General features: G+C 70.5%; 22 protein-coding genes. 10 read left to right on the forward strand and 12 right to left on the reverse strand.

The features are described 5' to 3' along the window. Window positions 1-4 precede the first annotated feature (4 nt). The 3 genes from CGR01S_RS06520 (at window position 5) to CGR01S_RS06530 (ending at window position 5,909) form a co-directional block, all read left to right on the forward strand. Entirely contained in the window at window positions 5-1,171 is a 1,167-nt protein-coding gene (locus tag CGR01S_RS06520; protein ID WP_084690581.1) for an efflux RND transporter periplasmic adaptor subunit, read from the forward strand. Window positions 1,172-1,190: 19 nt separating this feature from the next. Further along, window positions 1,191-4,289, forward strand: coding sequence for an efflux RND transporter permease subunit (locus CGR01S_RS06525; RefSeq protein ID WP_042424064.1), 3,099 nt, complete (start codon window positions 1,191-1,193; stop codon window positions 4,287-4,289). 195 nt (window positions 4,290-4,484) lie between these two features. Then, a complete protein-coding gene (locus tag CGR01S_RS06530) occupies window positions 4,485-5,909 on the forward strand; it encodes a phenylacetate--CoA ligase family protein (protein WP_042424072.1) in 1,425 nt (474 codons plus the stop codon). On the opposite strand, the gene CGR01S_RS06535 is transcribed toward CGR01S_RS06530, so the two are convergent. From CGR01S_RS06535 to moaA, 3 genes are all read right to left on the reverse strand, one after another. Then, a complete protein-coding gene (locus tag CGR01S_RS06535) occupies window positions 5,888-6,556 on the reverse strand; it encodes a c-type cytochrome (RefSeq protein WP_084690582.1) in 669 nt (222 codons plus the stop codon). The two genes, CGR01S_RS06530 and CGR01S_RS06535, sit on opposite strands and share 22 nt — an antisense overlap. Before the next feature lie 75 nt (window positions 6,557-6,631). After that, window positions 6,632-7,276: a molybdenum cofactor guanylyltransferase MobA gene (gene mobA, locus CGR01S_RS06540; RefSeq protein ID WP_042424074.1), complete on the reverse strand. Its 645-nt coding sequence runs from the start codon at window positions 7,274-7,276 to the stop codon at window positions 6,632-6,634. Window positions 7,277-7,387: 111 nt separating this feature from the next. Then, a complete protein-coding gene (gene moaA, locus CGR01S_RS06545) occupies window positions 7,388-8,524 on the reverse strand; it encodes a GTP 3',8-cyclase MoaA (RefSeq protein ID WP_042424081.1) in 1,137 nt (378 codons plus the stop codon). Between the two features lie 157 nt (window positions 8,525-8,681). On the opposite strand from moaA, the gene CGR01S_RS06550 reads away from it, so the two are divergent. The 4 genes from CGR01S_RS06550 (at window position 8,682) to CGR01S_RS06565 (ending at window position 12,682) form a co-directional block, all read left to right on the forward strand. Continuing rightward, window positions 8,682-9,503 carry a type IV pili methyl-accepting chemotaxis transducer N-terminal domain-containing protein gene (locus CGR01S_RS06550; protein ID WP_042424083.1) on the forward strand — a complete coding sequence of 274 codons (822 nt, stop codon included), beginning with the start codon at window positions 8,682-8,684 and terminating at the stop codon, window positions 9,501-9,503. Between the two features lie 48 nt (window positions 9,504-9,551). Further along, window positions 9,552-10,172, forward strand: coding sequence for an FMN-binding negative transcriptional regulator (locus CGR01S_RS06555; protein ID WP_042424090.1), 621 nt, complete (start codon window positions 9,552-9,554; stop codon window positions 10,170-10,172). Window positions 10,173-10,271: 99 nt separating this feature from the next. Then, entirely contained in the window at window positions 10,272-11,663 is a 1,392-nt protein-coding gene (gene tadA / locus CGR01S_RS06560; protein WP_042424095.1) for a tRNA adenosine(34) deaminase TadA, read from the forward strand. 5 nt (window positions 11,664-11,668) lie between these two features. Beyond that, entirely contained in the window at window positions 11,669-12,682 is a 1,014-nt protein-coding gene (locus CGR01S_RS06565) for an LD-carboxypeptidase (RefSeq protein ID WP_084690583.1), read from the forward strand. A gap of 66 nt (window positions 12,683-12,748) precedes the next feature. On the opposite strand, the gene CGR01S_RS06570 is transcribed toward CGR01S_RS06565, so the two are convergent. From CGR01S_RS06570 to CGR01S_RS06580, 3 genes are read right to left on the reverse strand one after another with little or no spacing between them, the layout of a single operon-like run. Continuing rightward, the gene (locus CGR01S_RS06570) at window positions 12,749-13,756 is read right to left on the reverse strand and encodes an HD-GYP domain-containing protein (RefSeq protein ID WP_042424098.1); all 1,008 of its coding nucleotides are present in this window, start codon (window positions 13,754-13,756) and stop codon (window positions 12,749-12,751) included. Window positions 13,757-13,758: 2 nt separating this feature from the next. After that, a complete protein-coding gene (locus CGR01S_RS06575; RefSeq protein ID WP_042424100.1) occupies window positions 13,759-14,421 on the reverse strand; it encodes a retropepsin-like aspartic protease family protein in 663 nt (220 codons plus the stop codon). Between the two features lie 26 nt (window positions 14,422-14,447). Then, window positions 14,448-14,933, reverse strand: coding sequence for a YajQ family cyclic di-GMP-binding protein (locus CGR01S_RS06580; RefSeq protein ID WP_042424103.1), 486 nt, complete (start codon window positions 14,931-14,933; stop codon window positions 14,448-14,450). A gap of 61 nt (window positions 14,934-14,994) precedes the next feature. Here CGR01S_RS06580 and murB point away from each other — a divergent pair, with 61 nt between their 5' ends. Both murB and CGR01S_RS06590 read left to right on the forward strand, forming a co-directional pair. Beyond that, on the forward strand, window positions 14,995-16,068 hold the full coding sequence (gene murB / locus CGR01S_RS06585) for a UDP-N-acetylmuramate dehydrogenase (protein ID WP_042424105.1): 1,074 nt from the start codon (window positions 14,995-14,997) through the stop codon (window positions 16,066-16,068). A 177-nt stretch (window positions 16,069-16,245) separates the two neighbouring features. Further along, window positions 16,246-16,920, forward strand: a complete 675-nt coding sequence (locus tag CGR01S_RS06590; protein WP_042424107.1) for a 7-cyano-7-deazaguanine/7-aminomethyl-7-deazaguanine transporter — start codon at window positions 16,246-16,248, stop codon at window positions 16,918-16,920. A gap of 4 nt (window positions 16,921-16,924) precedes the next feature. Here CGR01S_RS06590 and CGR01S_RS06595 read toward each other — a convergent pair whose 3' ends face one another. The 6 genes from CGR01S_RS06595 to CGR01S_RS06620 form a co-directional block, all read right to left on the reverse strand. Next, complete coding sequence (locus tag CGR01S_RS06595) at window positions 16,925-17,632, reverse strand: SDR family oxidoreductase (RefSeq protein WP_042424628.1); 708 nt, start codon at window positions 17,630-17,632, stop codon at window positions 16,925-16,927. A gap of 113 nt (window positions 17,633-17,745) precedes the next feature. After that, a complete protein-coding gene (locus CGR01S_RS06600) occupies window positions 17,746-18,741 on the reverse strand; it encodes a diaminopimelate dehydrogenase (RefSeq protein WP_042424631.1) in 996 nt (331 codons plus the stop codon). A 16-nt stretch (window positions 18,742-18,757) separates the two neighbouring features. Then, a complete protein-coding gene (argG, locus tag CGR01S_RS06605) occupies window positions 18,758-20,101 on the reverse strand; it encodes an argininosuccinate synthase (RefSeq protein ID WP_042424110.1) in 1,344 nt (447 codons plus the stop codon). 72 nt (window positions 20,102-20,173) lie between these two features. Further along, window positions 20,174-20,491, reverse strand: coding sequence for a pyrimidine/purine nucleoside phosphorylase (gene ppnP, locus CGR01S_RS06610; protein WP_042424114.1), 318 nt, complete (start codon window positions 20,489-20,491; stop codon window positions 20,174-20,176). A 138-nt stretch (window positions 20,492-20,629) separates the two neighbouring features. Then, window positions 20,630-21,259 carry a glycine zipper 2TM domain-containing protein gene (locus tag CGR01S_RS06615; RefSeq protein WP_042424633.1) on the reverse strand — a complete coding sequence of 210 codons (630 nt, stop codon included), beginning with the start codon at window positions 21,257-21,259 and terminating at the stop codon, window positions 20,630-20,632. A gap of 122 nt (window positions 21,260-21,381) precedes the next feature. Continuing rightward, window positions 21,382-21,759 (reverse strand): arsenate reductase, encoded by a 378-nt coding sequence (locus CGR01S_RS06620; RefSeq protein ID WP_042424636.1) that lies wholly within the window; start codon window positions 21,757-21,759, stop codon window positions 21,382-21,384. Window positions 21,760-21,807: 48 nt separating this feature from the next. On the opposite strand from CGR01S_RS06620, the gene folC reads away from it, so the two are divergent. Beyond that, window positions 21,808-23,130, forward strand: coding sequence for a bifunctional tetrahydrofolate synthase/dihydrofolate synthase (folC, locus tag CGR01S_RS06625; RefSeq protein WP_042424117.1), 1,323 nt, complete (start codon window positions 21,808-21,810; stop codon window positions 23,128-23,130). The last annotated feature ends 4 nt before the right edge of the window (window positions 23,131-23,134 follow it).

A 23,134-nucleotide genomic window follows, 5' to 3' on the forward strand; every position in this document is an offset into this window, starting at 1 on the left:
TCTTATGGCTTCTTCCAGAACAGCAACTTGGATTCTTGCGGCCCTGGGGCTGGTGGCGGCAGGCACGGCCGCCTGGTGGCTGCAAAGGCCTGGCGCCGGCACGCAGGCCGCCGCTCCCGCGCAGGTCGCGCAGGGGCAGGGCAAGGCCGCTGGGGCGCAGGCCCCCGGCGTGGAGGCCGCCGCCGTGCGCCGCATGGCCCTGAGCGACGAGGCCCAGGCCGTGGGCAGCCTGCGTTCGCGCCGCAGCGTGGTGTTGCGGCCCGAGGTGAGCGGGCGTGTCACGCACATCCATTTGCGTGACGGCGCGCGCGTGCGCCAGGGGCAGGTGCTGGTGCAGTTCGACGACCAGTTGCCGCGTGCCCAGGTGCAGCAGGCGCGGGCTGAGCTGTCCATCGCCCAGGCCAACCACCAGCGCAACCAGGAGCTGGTGGCGCAGGGTTTCGTGAGCCAGCGCTCGCTCGACGAGAGCGCCGCCAGCCTGCAGGTGGCGCAGGCCAAGCTCGCGCTGGCCGAGGCGACGCTCGCGCGCCTGCGCATCGTCGCGCCGTTCGACGGGGTGGCGGGCATCCGCAATGTGCACGTGGGCGACTACCTCAAGGATGGTGCGGACATCGTCAATCTCGAGGACATCGACGGCATGGTCGTGGACTTCCGCCTGCCCGAGCGCTACCAGACCCTGCTGCGCACCGGCCAGCGCGCGCGCGTCGAGCTCGACGCGCTGCCCGGCCAGACGTTCGAGGCCCAGGTGCTCGCCGTCGACCCGCAGATCGACGCCAACGGCCGCTCGGTGGCCGTGCGTGCGGGCCTGGACAACCGCGGCGGGCCGCTGCGTCCGGGCATGTTTGCGCGCGTCACGGCCGTGTTCGGCGCACCGGTGCAGGCGCTGGTGGTGCCCGAGGCGGCCATCGTGCCCCAGGGCGCGGGCAACTGGGTCTGGCGGCTCGAACCCGGCGCTGCCGGCCAGGACACGGTGGCGCGCCGGGTGGACGTGCAGCTTGGCCTGCGCCGGGCGGGCCTGGTGGAAGTGCGCTCGGGTCTGGCCGAGGGCGACCAGGTGGTCACAGCGGGCCACCAGCGCCTGCAGCGTGACGGCGCGCCCGTGCGCATCGTGATGCAGCAGCCGCAGGCGGCGGCGCCCGCGGCTCCGGCCAGCCAGGGCGCCGCGCGCTGAAGTCCCGGGAGCCCGCCGCATGCAACTGGCCGAAGTCTCCATCCGCCGCCCGGTGCTGGCCACCGTGCTCTCGCTGCTGGTGCTGCTCGTCGGCGCCGTGAGCTTCACGCGCCTGTCGGTGCGCGAGTACCCGCGCATCGACGAACCCGTGGTCACCGTGAGCGTGCGCTACGCGGGTGCCTCGGCCGAGGTCATGGAGTCGCAGGTCACCAAGCCGCTCGAAGACTCCATCGCCGGCATCGACGCGGTGGACGTCATCACCTCCATCAGCCGCGCCGAGCAAAGCCAGATCAGCGTGCGCTTCCGGCTCGAGAAGGACGCCGACAACGCCGCCGCCGAGGTGCGCGACCGCACGGCGCGCGTGCGCGGCCGCCTGCCCGACGAGGTCGACGAACCCGTGATCGCCAAGGTCGAGGCCGATGCCGTGCCCGTGATGTGGCTGGCCTTCAGCAGCGACACGCGCACGCCGCTGCAGATCAACGACCTGCTCAACCGCATCGTCAAGCCGCGCCTGCAGACCGTCAGCGGCGTGGCCGACGTGCCGATCTACGGCGAACGCCGCTACGCCATGCGCGTGTGGCTGGATCCGCAGCGCATGGCGGGCTACCGCCTGACCACGCAGGACGTGGAGGACGCCATCCGGCGCAGCAACCTGGAGCTGCCCGCCGGGCGCATCGAGTCGCTCGAGCGCGAGTTCAGCGTGACCTCGCAGACCAACCTGCTGCGCGCGTCCGAGTTTGCGCAGATCGTGGTGCGCAACGTCAACGGTTTTGCCGTGCGCCTGGCGGACGTGGCGCGTGTGGAGGAGGGCCCGGCCAGCGACCGCAGCCGCGTGCGCCTGAACGGGCGCGAGGCCATCTCGGTGGGCGTGATCCGCCAGACCACGGCCAACCCGCTGGAGATCTCCGACGGTGTGCGCGCCATGCTGCCCGTGCTGAAGGCCGACCTGCCGCCCGACGTGTCCATCGATATCGCCAACGACAACTCGCGCTTCATCGACCGCTCCGTCAAGAGCGTGTACCAGACCATCGCCGAGGCCGTGGTGCTGGTGGCGCTGGTGATCTTCGTGTTCCTGCGCACGGTGCGCGCGTCCATCATCCCCATCGTCACCATCCCGGTGAGCCTGATCGGCAGCTTCGCCCTCATGCACCTGGCGGGCTTCTCCATCAACACGCTCACGCTGCTGGCGCTGGTGCTGGCCATCGGCCTGGTGGTGGACGACGCCATCGTCATGCTGGAGAACATCTTCCGCCATATCGAGGAGGGGCTGGACCCGTTCTCTGCCGCCATCCGCGGCGCGCGCGAGATCGGCTTTGCCATCGTCGCCATGACGCTCACGCTGGTGGCGGTGTACGCGCCGCTGGCCTTCACGCCCGGGCGCACGGGGCGGCTGTTCGTGGAATTCGCGCTCGCGCTGGCCGGGGCGGTGCTGGTGTCGGGCTTCGTGGCGCTCACGCTCTCGCCCATGATGTGCTCGCTGCTGCTGCGCCACAATCCGCAGCCCGGCTGGTTCGACCGCAGCATGGAGCGCTGGCTCACGGCGCTGGCGGACGGCTACGGCCGCCTGCTGCGCTGGGTGCTCACGGCGCGCGCCGGCGCGCTCCTGCAGGCGCGCTGGCTGGTGCTGGCGCTGATGCTGGCCTGCGCCGCGGCGATTGCGCTGATCTGGCCCACCATGCGCCAGGAACTCTCGCCGCTGGAAGACCGCGGCACCATCCTGGCGAGCATCACGGCGCCCGACGGCGCCACGCTGGACTACACCGACCGCTACGCGCGCGAGCTCGAGAAGATCGGCAAGGACTACCCGGAGTTCGACCGCATCTTTGCCAACATCGGCAACCCCACCGTCTCGCAGGGCAGCGTGGTCTACCGCGCGGTGGACTGGGAGCAGCGCCAGCGCAGCACCCTGCAGCTGGCGCGCGAGATGCAGGGGCGCATTGCCAGCCTGCCGGGGGTCAACGCCTTTCCCATCACGCCGCCCTCGCTCGGGCAGGGCTTTCGCTCGCGCCCGCTGCACTACGTGATCCAGACCTCCGAGAGCTACGAGGACTTGTACGCCACGGTCAACCGCTTCATGGCCGAGGTGGCGAAAAACCCCGGCATCGTCTCGCCCGACGTGGACCTGCGCCTGAACAAGCCCGAGCTGCGCATCGAGGTGGACCGCGAGCGCGCTGCCGACCTGGGCGTGGGCGTGGACGTGGTGGCCCGCGCCGTCGAGACCATGCTGGGCGGGCGCACCGTCACGCGCTACAAGCGCGATGCCGAGCAGTTCGACGTGATCGTGCAGACGGCGGACGCGGACCGGCGCACGCCCCAGGACATCGACGGCATCTACGTGCGCGGGCGCGGCGACGCCATGATCCCGCTCTCCAGCCTGGTGCGCGTGCACGAGAGCGTGAGCCCGCGCGAGCTCAACCACTTCGGCCAGCGGCGCTCGGCCACCATCACGGCCAACCTGGCGAGCGACTACTCGCTGGGGCAGGCGCTGGCCTTCATGGACCGCACGGCGGCCCAGGTGCTGCGGCCGGGCTACACCACCGAGCTCAACGGCATCTCGCGCGAGTTCAAGAGCTCGCAGGGGGCGCTGGTGGTCGTGTTCGTGCTGGCGCTGGTGTTCATCTACCTGGTGCTGTCGGCGCAGTTCGAGAGTTTTCTCGACCCGCTGGTCATCCTGCTCTCCGTGCCGCTGTCCATGGTGGGGGCGCTGCTGGCCCTGAAGTGGAGCGGCGGCTCGCTCAACGTGTACTCGCAGATCGGCCTGATCACGCTCGTGGGCCTGATCACCAAGCACGGCATCCTGATCGTCGAGTTCGCCAACCAGTTGCGCGCCCAGGGCCTGGAGATGGTGGACGCGCTCGTCAAGGCGTCCAGCCAGCGCCTGCGCCCCATCCTCATGACCACGGGCGCCATGGTGCTGGGCGCCATCCCGCTGGCGCTGGCCGAAGGCGCGGGCGCCGAGACGCGCACGCAGATCGGCTGGGTCATCGTCGGCGGCATGAGCCTGGGCACGCTGCTGACCATCTTCGTCGTGCCCACCATGTATGCCCTGCTGGCGCGCCGCGCCGTGCCCGGCCCGCGCGCCCAGCCCGCGCAGGCAGCGCACGGTGCGCCGCATTGATGCTCCATTTTTGATAGCTGCTGGCGCTTGTCGGCATTGCCCTGCAGCCTTTTTTGAGCCTTGGATTGCGCTCGGGCGCGGGCGGCGGCGCACCGCCGCCGTGACGCAGATCAACCACGACCGTGCGCGCCGCTGGGGCATGGGCGGCGCGCGCCGGCAGCGCGCCTATGATGTGTCTGGCAGGAGGATGGCTGCATGAATCCGGTGTTCGACCTGTTGCGTTTGTCCACGGTCTCGCTCGACGTGCTGGTCGCCCAGCGCGGCAGCCGCGCGGGCCTGGCGCAGCGCCAGCGCAGCCGGCTTGCACTCTTGCTCGACGCCGCCCTGCGCGGCTCGCCCCTGTACCGTGAATGGCTGGGCCCCGGCGCGCATGCAGGCATGGCGCTGGAGCAGTTGCCGGTGGTCACGCGCGGCGCGCTCATGGCACGCTTTGACGACTGGGTGACCGACCCGCGCCTGCGCCTGGACGAACTGCGCGCCTTCATGGCCGAGCGCGAACGCATCGCCGATCCCTGGCTGGGGCGCTACATGGTGTGGGAGAGCTCGGGCACGTCGGGCCAGCCGGGCATCTTCGTGCAGGACGGCCATGCCATGGCCGTGTACGACGCGCTGGAGGCCCTGCGCCGCAGCGCACCGCGCCCGCTGGTGCACTGGATGGACCCGCTGCACCTGGCCGACCGGCATGCCTTCGTGGGCGCGATCGGCGGGCATTTCGCAAGCATCGTCTCGCTGCAGCGCCTGCGCAGCATCAACCCCTGGATCGCGGCCACCACGCGCAGCTTCGCCATCGAGGCGCCGGTCGCCGAGCTGGTGCAGGCGCTCAACGCCTACGACCCCACCGTGCTCATCACCTATCCCACGGCGGCGGCGCTGCTGGCGCAGGAGGCGCTGGAGGGGCGCCTGCGCATCCGCCCGCGCGAGGTCTGGACCGGCGGGGAGACGCTCAGCCCCGTGGTGCGCGCGCACATCGAGCACGGCCTGGGCGGCGTGCTGCGCAACAGCTATGGCGCCTCGGAATTCCTGGCCATGGGCTGGGAATGTGCGCATGGCCACATGCACCTGAACGCCGACTGGGTGATCCTCGAACCCGTGGACGAGCACCACCGCCCGGTGCCCGCCGGGGCGCCTTCGTGCAGCGTGCTGCTGACCAACCTGGCCAACCACGTGCAGCCGCTGATCCGCTGCGAGCTGGGCGACCAGGTCACGCTGCACAGCGAGCTGTGCACCTGCGGCTCGCCCCTGCCGCTGATGGAGGTGTGCGGCCGCCAGGACGATGCGCTGCGCATGGCCACGCAGGACGGCGGCACGGCGACGCTGCTGCCGCTGGCGCTCTCCACCGTGCTGGAGGACGGGGCGGGCGTATTCGACTTCCACCTGCGCCAGCTCGACGCGCGCACCCTGCTGCTGCGCCTGCCGCAGCAGGGCGCCGCGGGGCGTGCCGCCGCCGCACGCTGCCGCGCCGTGCTGCAGCGCTGGGCGGCCAGCCAGGGGCTGGCGCCCCTCACGGTGCGCACCGAGCTGGGCCACGCCGTGCCGCGCGGGCGCAGCGGCAAGGCGCGCCGCATCGTCGCTTGCTCGCCGGATGAGGTCGCGCCTTCTCAGGGCATGGATGACACGTAGGCCACCACGGCCTCGATGTCCGGGTCCGTGAGGTAGCGCGTATTGGCGGTCATGATGGAATTGCTGCGCACATCGACCCCGTCGCGGTAGCGGCGCAGCGTGGTGCGCAGGTAGTCGGGCTGCTGGCCGGCGATGCGCGCGATCTGCGCGCTGCCGCGGCCCTCGCTGCCGTGGCAGCGTACGCAGTTCTTGTTGAACTGGGACTGGCCCTTGAGCACCAGCGCCTGGTCGGCCGCGGGCTGGGGGCGCACGTCCTGGTCGGCGTAGAACAGCACCATGCCGATCTTCTCGTCGGCGTTCATGGCGCGGATCATGCCCTCCATGAATTCGTTGCGGCGCCGGCCATCGGCGAACTGGCGCAACTGCTCGAGCAGGTAGGCCGGGTTCTGGCCCGCGAGGTTGGGAATCGACGGCTTGGTGCTGTTACCGCCGTCGCCATGGCAGTGCGCGCACACGGCAGCCACCTTGCGGCCCAGGCGGTACAGCTCGCCGGCCAGTGCCGGCGTGGCCTGCACCTCCTGGAAGCGGGCGTCCAGGTCCACATGCGCCGTGGCACGCGCCTTGGCCGGCTGCGCCAGCGCCGGCGGCATGGCGCAAACGGCTGCCAGGCAGGCCAGCACCCATCCCCGCACGATCCCTTTCCACATGTTTTGACCCTTTTCCGAAAATGGTCATTCTAGAGGCTGGCGCCGCGGCGGGCGCGGGATTTTGCTTGATGGATATCAAGCCTTGGCGTCACCGGGGGCGCCGGCCAGGTGCTGCAGCTCGGTCAGGGTGTTGATGTTGGCAAAGGCCCGGGGGTCGTCGCCCGGCCGGTCGAAGGCCGCCTGCGCACAGGCGTGCTGCGCTGCCCAGGCGCCCACCTTGTGGCCGCCCGCCGCCACGAAATCCGCCAGGCTGTGCCGCAAGGCGCTGCGCAGCAGGCAGAACACGGGCTGGGGGCGCAGCGGCGCCGGGGCGCCGGGGCCATCGGGCGCCAGGGCGATGGCGAGGTCCGCGCCCTGCGCCTGGGCGGCTGTGGCCAGGCGCGCCGCCAGGTCGCTGGGAAAGAAGGGGCTGTCGCAGGGCACGGTGAGCATCCAGGGCGTGCGGCAGCGCTCCAGCCCGGCCAGAAAGCCCGCCAGCGGTCCGGCGAAGCCGGGCAGGGTGTCCGGGCAGACCGGGGCGCCCCAGGCCTGGTAGGCGGCCAGGTGGCGGTTGGCGTTGACGAGCACGGTACCGACCTGCGGCGCCAGCCGGCGCAGCGCGTGCAGCGCCAGCGGCACGCCGTGCAGCGGCTGCAGGCCTTTGTCCACGCCCCCCATGCGCGTGCCCTGGCCGCCGGCCAGCACCAGGCCCGTGATGTCTGCAGGGGCAATGGCGGGCATGTCAGTCATTCCTGGTGCGGAGGTCCGCCCTGTCGCGTGCCAGGGGCGCAGCCCAAGGCCAGGGCAGCCGCGCAAGGGCCGCCCCGCCGCCGCTCAGGGGGTGTTTCCATATCATCCGCCGATGTAGCTCATCTCGATGCGGCGCTTGCCTGTGCCCGGCTCCGCGGGCAGGCTGCTGCGCAGCTCGGAGTAGCGGTCGCTGCGGCCTTGCCAGATCGCGCCCAGCGCGCTGGCGATGGCATCGTCGCTCGCGCCCGAGCGCAGCAGGCTGCGCAGGTCGTAGCCTTTGTCGGCGAACAGGCACAGGTACAGGCGCCCTTCGGTCGAGAGGCGCGCGCGGTTGCAGTCGCCGCAGAAGGCCTGGGTCACGCTGCTGATCACGCCCACCTCGCCCAGCGCGGGGTCGTGCCGCCCCTGCGCGTCGGCATAGCCCCAGCGCTGGGCCGTCTCGCCCGGTGCCGTCGGCTCCAGCGGCACCAGCGGCAGTTCGGCGCGCAGCCGCGCGATGACCTCGCGCGAGGGCAGGACTTCGTCCATGCGCCAGCCGTTGGTGGCGCCCACGTCCATGAATTCGATGAAGCGCAGGATGACGCCTGTGCCGCGGAAATGCCGCGCCATGGGCAGGATTTCGTGCTCGTTGGTGCCGCGCTTGACCACCATGTTGACCTTGACCGGCGCCAGGCCGGCCGCGCGTGCGGCGGCAATGCCGGCCAGCACCTCGGCCACGGGGAAGTCCACGTCGTTCATGCGCCGGAACACCGCGTCGTCCAGGCCGTCCAGGCTCACGGTCACGCGCTGCAGCCCGGCCTGGCGCAGGGCAGGGGCCTTGCGCGCCAGCAGCGAGCCATTGGTGGTGAGGGTGATCTCGGGCGGCTGGCCGTCGGTGGTGCGCAAGGCCGCGAGCTGCGCCACCAGGCCCTCGATGTTGCGGCGCAGCAGCGGCTCGCCGCCCGTGAGCCGGATCTTGCGCACGCCGTGGCGCAGGAAGATGGCGGCCAGGCGCGTGATCTCCTCGAAGCGCAGCAGGTCGGCGTGCGGCAGGTAGGGGTAGTCCTTGCCGAAGACTTCCTTGGGCATGCAGTAGTTGCAGCGGAAGTTGCAGCGGTCCGTCACGCTGATGCGCAGGTCGCGCAAGGGCCGGCCCAGTGTATCGGCCAGCAGCCCCGTGGCTGGCACCGGCGTGGTGGGCAGGGGCACCGCCAACGCGGCGCTGCGCTGGTCCACCAGGGGAATCACGCGTTCAGACATGGGGCGATTGTGCCCCACGGCGCGCTGCGCCGGCGGTACCAATGTGCCCGTCAGGGGCGTCCAAGGCGCTGCTGCCCGCAGGGGATTGATCTACCTCAGTGGAGCCTCGGGTGCAGGCGCGCAGAATTCATTCTCATTTCCCATGTGATGGCAATCCATGAAAACCCTTGACTGCTCCGTTGCCCGTACTTCTTCCCGCCGTGCCCTGATCCAGGGCGCGGCGGCGGTCGCGCTCTATTCCGTGCTCACGCCGGCGCAGGCGCAACTGGCCATGTCCACCGCCATCAACCGGGCGGCGCGCAACCGCGCGCTGTCGCAGCGCATGGCCAAGGCCTATTGCCAGATCCTGCTGGGCGTGCTGCCCGAGGAGTCCGCGCGCACCCTGGCCGATGCGCGCAAGCAGGTGCGCCGCGGCTTTGACGACCTGGCCAAGGTGCCCTGGCCCGCGGACCTGGCCCGGCATGTGATGGACATCCAGAAGCATGCGGACACCACCGAGTCCCTGTTGGTCATCCCCGCCACGCGCGAGTCGGTGGCCGCCGTGGCCCAGCAGTCCGACCGCATGATGGCGGCGGCGCAGTCCGCCACCGAGGCCTTCGAGAAGGCCGCCAGGATCAACACCGCCAAGCTCGTGAACACCGCGGGCCGCCAGCGCGCGCTCTCGCAGCGCATGGCGCGCGACTACTTCCTCGCGGCGGCCCGGCTCGACGGCAAGGGCCTGCGCGAGCAGATGAAGGCCGACGCCACCGAATTCCGCCTGGCCCTGGACGCCCTGGCGGCCGCGCCCATCAGCACGCCGGCCATCCGCAACGAGCTCGAGCTGGGCCGGGGCCAGTGGCTGTTCTTCGAGGCGGCCCTGCAGCGCAAGCCCGACGACAAGGGCATGGAAACCCTGGCCACCACCAGCGAGCGCCTGCTGGAGGTGATGGACAAGCTCACCGACCTGTACGACGCCGCGCTCAAGGAAGTGCTGGGCTGAATCGCCCCCGGGTTTGCCGCTACAGTGGGGCCTGCCGGAGACCCTGCCATGTACCTGCCCGCCCAGTTCCAAAGCCTCGACGGCGCGCATGCCGACGCCCTCATGCGTGCCCACCCGCTGGCCAGCCTCGTCTCCACCGACGACGAGGGCTTTCCGTTCATCACCCACCTGCCCCTGCACCTGCAGGTGCGCGGCTCGCAGCGCGTGCTGCTGGGCCACTGCGCGCGCGGCAACCCGCACTGGCGCTACCTGCAGCAGCGCCCCGAGGCGCTGGTGGCCTTTCTCGGGCCGCATGCCTACCTCTCGCCCGCGGTGTACCCGGACCGCGAGCGCGTGCCCACATGGAACTACCTGGCCGTGCACTGCCGCGTGCGCACCGTGTTCGTCGAGGAGCCCGCCGCCAAGGATGCCCTGCTCAAGGCGCTGATCGGCGACCATGAGCCGCCCTATGCCGAGCAGTGGCGCGCCCTGGGCGAGGGCTTTGCGCACAAGATGCTGGCGGGCATCGTGGCCTTCGAGCTGCACGTGAGCAGCCTTCAGTGCAAGCTCAAGCTCAACCAGCACCGCAGGGAATCGCACGCCGCCATGTATGCGGCCTACCGTGCGGGCGATGCGGGCGCCCAGGGCCTGGCCCAGTGGATGCAGACCCTGGGCATGGTGGCGGACTGAGGCAGCTTGGCCGCGCGGGTGCAAATGGGCATGAAAATGGCCTCTGGCGCTTGCTCGCCAAGCGCAAGCAGCTACTGAAAAAATAGCAAATACCACGATATGACGGTGCACGACGACACCCACTGGATGCGCCTGGCCCTGGCCGAGGCTGAGGCCGCGGCGCACGCGGGCGAGGTGCCCGTGGGCGCAGTGCTGGTGCATGAGGGCCGCGTGCTGGCCACCGGGCGCAACGCCCCCGTGGCGGGGCACGACCCCACGGCGCACGCCGAAATCGTCGCCCTGCGCGCGGCAGCGCAGCAGCGCGGCAACTACCGGCTGGAGGACTGCACGCTCTACGTCACGCTGGAACCCTGCGCCATGTGCAGCGGCGCGCTGCTGCACGCGCGCCTGCCGCGTGTGGTGTACGGCGCGCCCGACCCCAAGACCGGCGCCGCGGGCTCGGTGGTGGACTTGTTTGCCCAGCCCCTGCTCAACCACCACACGCAGGTGCAGGGCGGGGTGCTGGCCCAGGAGTGCGGCGCGCTGCTGGCGGCGTTCTTCCGCACGCGGCGCAGCCAGCAGCGTGCCCAGGCGCTGGCCGCGCACCCGCTGCGCGAGGATGCGCTGCGCACGCCCGCTAAGCGCTTTGCCGATCTGCCCGGCTACCCCTGGGCGCCGCACTACCTGAGCGACCTGCCCGCGCTCGGCGGCCTGCGCCTGCATTACCTCGACGAAGGCCCGCGCGCCGCGCCGCTCACCTGGCTGTGCCTGCACGGCAACCCCACCTGGAGCTATGTGTACCGGCGCATGCTGCCCGTGTTCACGCAGGCCGGCCACCGTGTGGTCGCGCCCGACCTGATCGGCTTCGGCCAGAGTGACAAGCCCAAGAAGGAGGACGCACACAGCTTTGCCTGGCACCGCCAGGTGTTACTCGAACTGGTGCAGCGCCTGGACCTGCGCAACGTGGTGCTGGTGGTGCAGGACTGGGGCGGCATCCTGGGACTGACGCTGCCCATGGAGATGCCCGGGCGCTTTGCCGGCCTGCTGGCCATGAACACGCTGCTGGCCACGGGCGATGCGCCGCTGTCGCAGGGTTTTCTGGACTGGCGTGCGATGTGCGCGCGCCAGCCCTTGTATGGCGTGGGGCGCCTGCTCGCGCGCGGCAACCCGCACCTGAGCGCGGCCGAGTGCGCCGCCTACGATGCGCCCTTCCCCGACGCGGGCCACCGCGCCGCGCTGCGCGCCTTCCCGCGCCTGGTGCCCGAGCATCCGCAGGCCGCCGGTGCCGCGCTCGCGCGCGCCGCCCGTGATTTCTGGCAGCACGCGTGGACGGGCCGCAGCCTGCTCTTTGCCGGCGCGGCCGACCCCGTGCTGGGCGTGCCTGTCATGCAGCAACTGCAGCAGAGCGTGCGCGGCGCCGCCCCGCTCGTGGTGCTGCCGCACGCGGGCCACTTCGTGCAGGAGCAGGGCGAGCCGGTGGCGCGCCAGGCTGTGGAATACTTCGTGCCCTAGCCACCATGGAGCGGGCCGCACCGGGCCCGGACGCCTTGCCTTCCGACCACGACGACCACGCACACTGCGGCTGCGGCCATGCGCACGGCCCCAAGCACATCTACATCTATTCGCCGTCGAGCGCCGTGCGCGACAAGGCGGCCTTTCGCCGCGGCGTCAAGCGCCTGCAGGCCCTGGGGCACGAGGTCGAGATCGACCCCGACGCCCTGGCCCAGCACACGCGCTTTGCCGGCGACGATGCCACGCGCCTGGCGGCCATCCACCGCGCCGCCGCCAGCGGCGCCGACGTGGCGCTGATCTCCCGCGGGGGCTACGGCCTCACGCGCATCCTGCCCGGCATCGACGGCGCGGCCGTGGCGCGTGCGGTGGAGGGGGGGACGCAGTTCGTGGGCATCAGCGACTTCACGGCCCTGCAGTGCGCCGTGCTGGCGCGCGCGGGCGCGGTCACCTGGGCCGGCCCCGTGCTGGGCGCCGATTTCGGCGTGCAGGGCGTGCCCGACGACATCATGGAGGCCTGCTTCGACGACCTGCTCAGCGGCCATGGCGAGGGCGCCGGCTGGCGCCTGCCCAAGGAGCGGCGTGCGGCCGGCGCGCCCGAGCTGCCGCTGCCGGAGCTGGACATCGCCGGCGCCACGCTGTGGGGCGGCAATCTCGCCGTGCTGTGCGCGCTCGTGGGCACGCCGTATTTCCCGCAGGTCGATGGCGGCATCCTGTTCGTCGAGGACGTGAACGAGCACCCGTACCGCATCGAGCGCATGCTCACGCAACTGCTGCACGCCGGCGTGCTGGCGCGGCAGAAGGCGCTGCTGCTGGGCCAGTTCACCAACTACCGGCTCGCGCCGCACGACAAGGGCTTCAAGCTGCAGAGCGTGGTGGACTGGCTGCGCAGCCAGGTGGGCATTCCGGTGCTCACGGGCCTGCCCTACGGCCATGTGGCCACCAAGGTACTGCTGCCCGTGGGGGCCCGGGTCGATCTGTCGGTGCGGGGGCGCGACGCCCTGATCTACTGGGGGCATTGAGGGAGTAGGGCACACCCCCCCTGAGCGGCTGCGCTGCTTCCCCCCGCTTTCGCAGCGCGGCGGCGCTCAGAGGCCTGCGGGCTGCGTGGCCAGGTACTGGCGCGGCTGGGCGGCGTACAGGCCCAGGCGCACCATGGCGCGGTGGTTCAGGTCCACCGTCACCGCGTTGCGCGCCAGGGCGGACTGCACGCGCGGCGGGCCTTCGGCCGTCTGGTGCAGGCGCGGCGCGCTCAGCACCTTGTCCCCGCGCTCGACGACGCTGGCCACCAGCGGTAGATTGGGCTTTTCGCTGCGGCGCAGCACCACGGCGATGTCGCCATTGTCCAGGCGCACGAAGGTGCCGGGCGGGCACAGGCCCACGGTGCGCACCAGCATCAGGCCGACCTCGTCGCGCTCCTGCACGTCCTTGCCCACCAGCTCGCGCACCGAGTCCGTGGCGCTGCGCCCCGGGCGCGACTTGCGCGGACTGATCATGGCCGCGTAGCGGTCGATGGTGCCCAGGATGCGCGTGAGCCGGTCCACCGGGCTCAGTTGCTGCAGGGGCGTGCGTTCGGGCAGGCGCTGGTGGTGCTGGGCGACCAGGTCCAGCCACAGGTCGTTGGTGATGTCCAGCTCCTCGAGCAAGGCCTGCGATTGCACAGGGTGGCTGCCGATCATCTCCTTTTGCGCGGCGTTGGGCTGCTCGCGCTGCACGGCCAGTTCGTCCTGCATGCGCGTCATGGCGATGTTCATGGTGAGCGCGGCGCGCACCAGGGCGTTGCGCTCGTTCTCCGGCAGGCCGAATTCGCGCGCCATGATGTGGCACAGCGTGCCGCACACCAGGGCGTGCGAGGCGCTGTAGCCCACGGTGGAGGTCGCCGCGAGCTGGAACATCAGGTACAGCGAGCCGTCGATGTCGTGCGTCACCAGGTCCTGCAGCCATTGGTCGAACTGGCGCACCTTGGCGGCAAAGTCCTGCGCCTGGCGCGGGCGGGCGAGCAGCACCGACAGGCCTGCCTCCAGGTCGCTCCAGAGGCTGAGCAAGTCCTCGTACTCGTCGTCCTGGGCGTGGAGCAGGGGGGCGGGGGCAGTCATGGTCAATTGCGCTTTTCCAGCACCATCTGGTCGTTCGTGCGCGTCATCTGGAACTGGCCCAGAAAGCTGTTGCCCAGCAGCACGTAGGGCATGGCCTGCGGGGTGACGATGGCATCGACCTGGAAGACCTCCACGTCGCCGATGCGCACCGAGTCCAGCCGCAGGCGCCAGCCTTGCGTGGCGCCGTTGGCGGTGTTGAGCATCACGGCCTGGCCTTTCTGGTAAGGCAGGCCCATGCGCTCGGCATCGGGCCGCCCTATGGCCACGGTGGTTGCGCCTGTGTCCACCATGAACTGCATGACACGCCCGTTGATGAGGCCTTGCTGGATGAAGTGCCCGCGGCTGTCGCCCTGGAGCACGATGCGCTGGCCCATGCCGCTGCGCCGGCCCACGCTCACCGGGGCCTCGCCCACGCGCAGCGTGCTCTGCCGGCCGTCGATTTCGATCACGGCCTCGTCGCGCGCGACGGACAGCACCTTCACGCCCAGGTGTGTCTGGCCGGGGGCCACGCCCTTGGGCGGGCTGCCGTCGACCACGAGCAGGGCCTTGCCGCCCAGCATGCCCGCCAGGGTGACGGCCGGGGCGGCCCAGGCGCTGCCGCAGGCCGCTGCGGCGCAGGCAAGCGCCCAGGCGAGGGCGCGCAGGGAGGGGGTGTGCTGCAGCATGGCGGCGGGCCCGCGGGGGCAGGGGGCTAGTCGCGGAAGTTGTTGAACGACAGCGGCATGTCGGCGATCTCCTTGCGGATCAGCGCCATCACGGCCTGCAGGTCATCGCGCTTGGCGCCGGTGACGCGCACCTTCTCGTCCTGGATGGCGGCCTGCACCTTGATCTTGCTGTCCTTGACGAGCCGCTGGATCTTCTTGGCCAGCTCGCTGTCGATGCCGTTGCGCACCTTGACGGTCTGCTTGAGCTTGTCGCCGCCGATCTTCTGCGGCTTGCCCACGTCGAGAAAGCGCACGTCCACGCCGCGCTTGGCCAGCTTGTTGCGCAGCACGTCCTCGACCTGGGTGAGCTGGAAATCGGCGTCGCCGAACAGCGTGATCTCCTTGTCCTTGAGTTCGATGGCGGCAGAGGTGCCCTTGAAGTCGAAGCGCGTTCCGATCTCCTTGGCCGTGTTGTCCACGGCGTTTCTCACTTCGACGAAGTCGGCTTCACAGACGGTATCAAAAGACGGCATGGCGGGGTGTTTCTCCAGAAAGGCGGGCCGCCCGGCGGGGCCCGGTGCGACAATCTGGCCAATGGTAGTCGAGAAAAACGTGTCGCTGCAGCCCTACAACAGCTTTGGCATCGCCGCGCGTGCCCAGACGCTGGTGCGCGTGCGTTCGGTCCAGGACCTGCAGGCGTTGCGGGCCGACCCCGTGCTCGGGCGCCGGCCGGTGTTCGTGCTCGGCGGCGGCAGCAATGTGGTGCTGACCGGGGACGTCGAGCGCGTGGTCCTGAAAATGGAGATCCGCGGCCGCCGCCTGGTGCAGGAGGGGGCCAGGGCCTGGACCATCGAGGTCGGCGCGGGCGAGTCCTGGCACGAGACCGTCGCCTGGACGCTCGCGCAGGGCTGGCCCGGGCTGGAGAACCTGGCGCTCATCCCCGGCACCGTGGGCGCGGCGCCGGTGCAGAACATCGGCGCCTACGGCGTGGAGCTGCAGGACCGTTTCGAGTCGCTCGACGGCTTCGACCTGGCGACGGGCGAGACCTTCACCCTCGATGCCGCGCAATGCGCCTTCGGCTACCGCGATTCGGTGTTCAAGCACGCGCCCGCCTTGCCCGGTGCGCCGGGCAGCGCGCCGCGCGGCATGGGGCTGGCGGGGCGGGCCATCATCACCCATGTGCGCCTGCGCCTGCCGCGCCCCTGGGTGCCCCAGCTCGGCTACCTCGACCTGGAGCGAAAGCGCGCCGAGGCCGGCGTGGCGCACCCCAGCGCGCAGCAGATCTTCGACTGGGTGTGCGAGATCCGCCGCGCCAAGCTGCCCGACCCGGACACGCTGGGCAATGCGGGCAGCTTCTTCAAGAACCCCACCGTCACGCCCGAGCAGTGCCAGGACATCATCGCGCGCGAGCCCCGGATCGTGCACTACCCCATGCCCGACGGCAGCGTCAAGCTCGCGGCGGGCTGGCTCATCGACGCCTGCGGCTGGAAGGGCAAGACCGTGGGCCGTGCCGGCGTGTACGACAAGCAGGCCCTGGTGCTGGTCAACCGCGGCACGCCCGAGGACAGCGTGACCGGCGGCGAGGTCATGACCCTGGCCAAGGCCATACAGACCAGCGTGTACGAGCGCTTCGGCATCCGCCTGGAGCCCGAGCCGGTGGTGGTCTGAAGGCCGGAGCGTCTCGCACTACTTTTTTGATAGCTGCTTGCGCTTGCTGCACAAGCGCTGAAGGCCCAAAACACCTGAAATCGCTGTGGCGGGCGGGCGCCGCCATCCGCTACAATCGCGCCCCGGCACTTTCGCCAGCATGGGTTCCCTCGCCCCCATTCACCAAAAAGGACTGCCATGAGCACCATCCAGGCGCCGCCGTCGCGCGTGCCGCTGTACCTCTCCCTCCTGGTGGCGTTCCACATCGCCATCGTCATCGCCAGCAACTACCTGGTGCAACTGCCCATCATGCTGCTGGGCTTTCACAGCACCTGGGGCGCGTTCAGCTTCCCGTTCATCTTCCTCGCCACGGATTTGACGGTGCGTCTGATCGGCAAGCCCCAGGCGCGCCGCGTCATCACGCGCGCCATGCTGCCGGCGCTCGTCGCCTCCTACGTCGTGGGCGTGCTGTTCCATGAAGGGCGCTTCAACGGCTGGGAGTCGCTGGGCGCGTTCAACACCTTCGTGTTCCGCATCGCCTTCGCCAGCTTCGCCGCCTACGTGCTGGGGCAGCTCTTGGACATCCAGGTGTTCGACCGCATCCGCCAGACGAGCCGCGCCTGGTGGCTCGCGCCCGCGGCGGCCTCGGTGTTCGGCCAGGCGCTGGATACGGCGGCGTTCTTCTCCATCGCCTTCTGGCGCAGCCCCGACGCGTTCATGGCCGCGCACTGGGTGGAGATCGCCTGGGTGGACTACGCCATCAAGCTGGCGGTGAGCCTGCTGCTGTTCGTGCCCGCCTACGGCGTGCTGCTGGCGGCCATCGTGCGCACCATGCGCACGCCACCCGCGCCCCCCGCGGTGGCCGCGCCCTGACGGCTCACACGCTGCGCATCAGCCCGCCATCGACCCGGATGTTCTGCCCCGTGATGTAGGCCGCGCCCTCGCTGGCCAGGAAGGCCACCGTCGCGCCGACTTCCTCGGCCGTGCCGTAGCGCTGCAAGGGCACCGACCGGCGGCGCTCCTCGGTCTGCGGCAGGCTGTCGATCCAGCCGGGCAGCACGTTGTTCATGCGGATGTTGTGCGCGCCATACTCGTCGCAGAAGATCTTGGTGAACGCTGCCAGCCCCGAGCGCGCCACGGCCGAGGTGGGAAACAGCGCCGCGGGCTCGAACGCCCAGGCCGAGGAGATGTTAATGATGCTGCCGCCGCCCTGGCGCTGCATGATGGGCGCCACCAGCCGCGTGGCGCGCACCACGTTGAGAAAATAGACCTCCAGGCCGCGCACCCAGTCCGCGTCGCTGATCTCCAGCAGCCGGCCCTTGGGGCCGTGGCCCGCGCCGTTGACCAGCACGTCGATGCGGCCCCAGCGCTGCATCACGGCGTCCACCAGCGTCTGCAGGTCGGCCACGTTCTGGTTCGAGCCCGTCACGCCCACGCCGCCCAGTGCATGGGCCAGCGCCTCGCCCTTGCCGGAGGACGAGAGGATGCCCAGGGCAAAGCCCGCTGCATGCAGCTTGCGCGCGGCGGCAGCGCCCATGCCGCTGCCGCCCGCCACCACCATGGCCACCCGTTGCTGTTCGCTCATTTGCTTCTCTTTCGATAGCTGCTTGCGCTTGCCCATCAAGCGCTGGAGGCCATTTTGGCCCTGATTGCGCGGCCCGCCCGGGGCGCCTGCGCCGCCTGCGCGGCGCGCAGGCCTCAGAGCAATTCGGCGCGCAGTTGCTCGGCGCTCTTGGGCGAGAGCAGGCCCGGGGGCACGTCGAACACCGTCTTGCAGCCGTACTGGCCGGCCTGCTGCAGGCGGTGCACGGCGCGCGCGTAGGCCACGAGCACGCTGGCGGTGAACTCGGGGTTGCTGTCGAGTTGCAGGCGGTACTCGATGACCTGCTGGCTGCCGGCCGAGGTGTTGCCGCTGCGGATCACGAAGCCGCCGTGCGGCATGGCGCCGTGCGCGCGCGCGAGCTCCTCGGCGCTGATGAAGTGCACCGTGGTGTCGTACTCGTCGAAGTAGTGCGGCATGTGCACGATGGTGTGGCGCACGGTCTCGGCGTCGGCGCCGGCCTGCAGCACCACGTAGCATTCGCGCCGGTGCTTCTCGCGCGTGCTGAGCTGGGGGCGCACGCCGCTGCGCACCTTGTCCACGGCCTCGGGCACGGGAATGGTGTACTGCACGCCGCCGGCCACGCCGGGCACGCGGCGGATGGCGTCGGAGTGGCCCTGGCTCAGGCCCTTGCCCCAGAAGGTGTAGGTCGCGCCGTCGGGCAGCAGGGCCTCGCCCATCAGGCGGTTGAGCGAGAACATGCCGGGGTCCCAGCCCGCGGAGATCAGCGCCGTCGTGCGGCCGGCCTGCGCTGCGGCATCGACGGCCGCGAAATGCCCGGGAATGCGGGCGTGGGTGTCGAAGCTGTCCACCAGGCTGAAGTGGCGCGCCAGCTCGGGGCTTTGGCGCGGCAGGTCGTCCTTGGAGCCGCCGCACAGGATGAGCACGTCGAGCCGGTCGCGGTGGCCGGGCAACTCGTCCAGGCCGTGCACGGCCACGCCGGCGCCCAGGGGCTGGAGCTGCGCCGGGTCGCGCCGCGTGTAGATGGCGGCGGTGGCCATGTCCGGGTTCTTGGCGATGGCGGCTTCCACGCCACGGCCCAGGTTGCCGTAGCCCACGATGCCGACGCGGATGGGGGAGAGGGGGGCTTGCATGCGCTGCGCCTGGGGCTTACTTGCGGGGGCCGGCGTCTTCGAGCTGTGCCAGCGCGGCATTGCCGCCCAGCGACAGCAGGCCGGCGCGCGCGTACACGCCCAGCTTGTCGCGCGTGTCGGAGATGTCGAGGTTGCGCATGGTGAGCTGGCCGATGCGGTCCAGCGGGCTGAACGGCGCGTCCTCCACCTTCTCCATGGACAGGCGCTCGGGCGCGTAGGTCAGGTTGGGCGATTCGGTGTTGAGGATGGAGTAGTCGTTGCCGCGGCGCAGCTCCAGCGTCACGGTGCCGGTGACGGCGCGCGCCACCCAGCGCTGGGCGGTCTCGCGCAGCATGATGGCCTGCGGATCGAACCAGCGGCCCTGGTACAGCAGGCGGCCGAGCTTGAGGCCGTTGACGCGGTACTGCTCGATGGTGTCCTCGTTGTGGATGCCGGTGACCAGGCGCTCGTAGGCGATGTGCAGCAGCGCCATGCCGGGGGCCTCGTAGATGCCGCGGCTCTTGGCTTCGATGATGCGGTTCTCGATCTGGTCGCTCATGCCCAGGCCGTGGCGCCCGCCGATGCGGTTGGCCTCCAGGAAGAATTCGACCGGGTCGGCAATCTCCTTGCCGTTCAGGGCCACGGGCTGGCCTTCCTCGAAGGTGACGGAGACCTCCTCGGCCAGCACCTCGACCTCGGGCTTCCAGAACGCCACGCCCATGATGGGGTTGACGATGCGGATGCCGCTGTTGAGGAACTCCAGGTCCTTGGCCTCGTGCGTGGCGCCCAGCATGTTGCTGTCCGTGCTGTAGGCCTTCTCGGCACTCATCTTGTAGCCAAAGCCTTCCTGGGTCATGAAGGCCGACATCTCGGCGCGCCCGCCGAGCTCGTCGATGAAGGCCTGGTCCAGCCAGGGCTTGTAGATCTTGAGCGCCGGGTTGGTCAGCAGGCCGTAGCGGTAGAAGCGCTCGATGTCGTTGCCCTTGAAGGTGGAGCCGTCGCCCCAGATGTGCACGTCGTCCTCCTTCATGGCGGCCACCAGCATGGTGCCCGTGACGGCGCGGCCCAGCGGCGTGGTGTTGAAGTAGGCGATGCCGCCGGTGCTGATGTGGAAGGCGCCGGACTGGATGGCGGCGATGCCCTCGTGCGCCAGTTGCGTGCGGCAGTCGATCAGGCGCGCTGCCTCCGCGCCGTATTCCATGGCCTTGCGCGGGATGGCCTCGTAATCCTGCTCGTCGGGCTGGCCCAGGTTGGCCGTGTAGGCGTAGGGCGACGCGCCCTTTTTCTTCATCCAGCGCAGCGCCGCGCTGGTGTCCAGGCCGCCCGAGAAGGCGATGCCGACCTTCTGGCCGACGGGGAGGTGTTGCAGGATGGTTGCCATGGAGTTTCTTTCAAAAATGATAGCTGCTGGCGCTTGGCTGGTAAGCGCTGGAGGCCAAAAAAGCGCTTGACTTCAGCCGAAGTGGCAAATGTAGTGGTAGGCCTCGGTCACGCGGATGTCGAAGCTCGAATGCGCGGGAACGCTGAAGCGCTCGCCCGGGCCCACGTGCTGCCAGGTGTCCGTGCCCGCCAGGCGGTACTCGCAGGCGCCGGCCACGCATTCCATCACCTCGGGCGCGCTGGTCTTGAAAGTCAGCGTGGCGGGCAGCACCACGCCCACGGATTTTTTCGTGCCGTCGGCCAGGGTGATGCCGTGGCTCACGCACTTGCCCTCGAAATACACGTTCGCCCGGGTGGTGACGGACACGCCGTCGAGTTGTTCGGTGGTCATGGAAATACGCAGAGGAGCAGGTCAAACGGGCGATTTTAGGCGACCGGCCTGGCTCCCGCCGCAGGCCGCGCGGCAAAAGCGGCGGGCAAAAAAAGAGGAGGGCCCGGCCGGGCCCTCCAGGAGGTGCGCTGCGCCGCCTCAGCGGTCGTAGGGGTTGTTGTTGTAGTACCGGTGCGGGTGGCGGCGGCGGTAGTAGGGGTCGCCCTCGTAGCCGTACTCGATGATGGTCACGCCCGGCTGCGGCGGGGCCGCGTAGGGCGAGGTGACCACGCCGGGCTGCACATAGCTGCCGTAGGGGACGGGGCCGTTCACGGGTTGCACCTGCACGTTGATGTAGCGGCCCGGGTCGGTGGCCGTCTGCGTGGTGTACTGCCGCCCGGCGTATTCGTACACCACGGTGTAGCCCACGGTGCGGTTCTCGTAGTAGGTCTCGGTGCCGCAGCGCTGCACGGTTTCGTACTGCGGCTGGCCCTGGCCCTCGATGTGGTTGCCGAGCACGGCCCCGCCGATCACGCCGATGGCCGTGGCCGCAGCGCGGCCGCTGCCCTTGCCGATGGCGTTGCCCGCTGCGCCGCCGGCGATGGCGCCCAGCACCGCGCCGCCGCCCGAATTGCGCTGGCCGGTGTACACGGTTTCGTTGGTGCACACCTGGCGCGGCGTGGCCACCTGCTGCACGATGGGCGTGGCCGAGAGCACGCGCGCCTGCTCCTGGGCGTGGGACAGCGCCGCCGTGGCAGCCAGGACCGAGAAGGCAATCGCTTTTTTCATCATGGACGGTTTCCTATAAAGCCGGTGCGCTTTTAACGCGCCGCATGGGGAAAAAGTTTATCGGTCCCCTGCTGCGCGCGCGCTCTGCGCGGGTAAAGATGCGTAAACAAATGTGCGGTTTCCTACGCTTTGGCCCATTCGGCCCACAGCACCGCATCGAAGCCCACCGTGGCGCGCGGCTGCCCACCCTGCTGCGGCCACTCGGCCACGGGGCGCTTGATGACGCTGGGGTGCGTCTGCATCAGCGCCATGGCGCTGGCCGCGTCCTGCACGCGCTCCTGCTCGCCCGGCGGGAGCTTGCGCCAGGTGGTGCCGCGGCGGTTGAGCAGCGCCTCCCAGCCCAGTTGCTGCACCCACAGGGCCAGGTGCTCGGGCGGCACGCCCTGTTTGCCGAAATCGTGGAACACGCAATCTTGGCCCTGGGCCGCCAGCCAGGCCCGGGCCTTGCGCACCGTATCGCAATGTGCAATGCCAAACAATGTCAGGGGTGTGTGTTTCATGGCGCCCATGATGCGCCAGAACGGGCCTGCGCGACAATCGCGCTCCGTATGCAAAGCAAAATCCACACCCTGGAAGGCTGGCTTGCCCACTGCGAGCGCCTGCACCCCCAAACCATCGCCCTGGGCCTGGAGCGCGTGGCCGAGGTCGCGCGCCGCATGGCGCTGCGCCTGCAGTGCCCCGTGATCACCGTGGCGGGCACCAACGGCAAGGGCTCGACCTGCGCCATCATCGAGGCCGTGGCCCTGCAGGCCGGCTACCGCACCGGCGTGTACTCCTCGCCGCACCTGGTGCATTTCCAGGAGCGCTGCCGCATCCACGGCGAAATCGTGGCCCCCGAGAGCCTGCTGGAGCATTTCGAGGCCGTGGAGCAGGCGCGCACCGCGGGCGGCGAGGAGGTGCCGCTCACCTATTTCGAGTTCACCACCCTGGCCATCCTGCGCCTGATGAGCCACAGCCTGCTGGACCTGGCCATCCTGGAAGTGGGCCTGGGCGGGCGGCTGGATGCGACCAACATCATCGACGCCGACTGCGCCGTGATCACCAGCATCGACCTGGACCACACCGAGTTCCTCGGCCCGGACCGCGAGAGCATCGGCCGCGAGAAGGCCGGCATCATGCGCACGGGCCGCCCCGTGGTGGTGAGCGACCCCATGCCGCCACAGAGCGTCATCGACCATGCGTGCGAGATCGGCGCCGAGCTCTGGCGCTTCGGGCAGGACTTCAACTACGCGGGCGACCGCCAGCAGTGGAGCTGGGCGGGCCGGGGGCGGCGTTACGCGGGGCTGGCCTACCCGGCGCTGCGCGGCGCCAACCAGCTCGTCAACGCCGCGGGCGCGCTGGCCGCCCTGGTGGCGCTGCGCGAGCGCGTGCCGGTCACGGCGCAGGCCGTGCGCAACGGCCTGGCCATGGTGGACCTGCCGGGGCGCTTCCAGGTGGTGCCGGGCCAGCCCGCGCTGGTGCTCGACGTGGCGCACAACCCGCATTCGGTGGCGGCGCTCACGGCCAACCTGGACGCCATGGGCTACTTCCCGGTCACGCACGCCGTGTTCGGCGCCATGGCCGACAAGGACCTGGCGCCCATGCTGGAGCGCATCGCGCCCATCGTGGACCGCTGGTATTTCACCGACCTGCCCACGCCGCGCGCCGCCACGGCCGCGAGCCTCGCAGAGCGCTGGGCCGCGCTGCCACGGGCGGGCGCGGGCGCGCGCAGCGCCACCTGCAGCACCCACCCCGGCCCGGCCGAGGCCCTGCAGGCCGCCATGGCGCAGGCGAACCCCGCTGATAGAATCATCGTCTTTGGCTCCTTCCATACGGTGGGCGGCGTGCTGCAGGGCGGCATACCGCGGTTGCAGGCCAAGCACCTGGCCTGACACC

It is taken from the genome of Comamonas granuli NBRC 101663 (assembly GCF_000739995.1).
In the GTDB taxonomy this organism is placed as follows: domain Bacteria; phylum Pseudomonadota; class Gammaproteobacteria; order Burkholderiales; family Burkholderiaceae_C; genus Simplicispira; species Simplicispira granuli.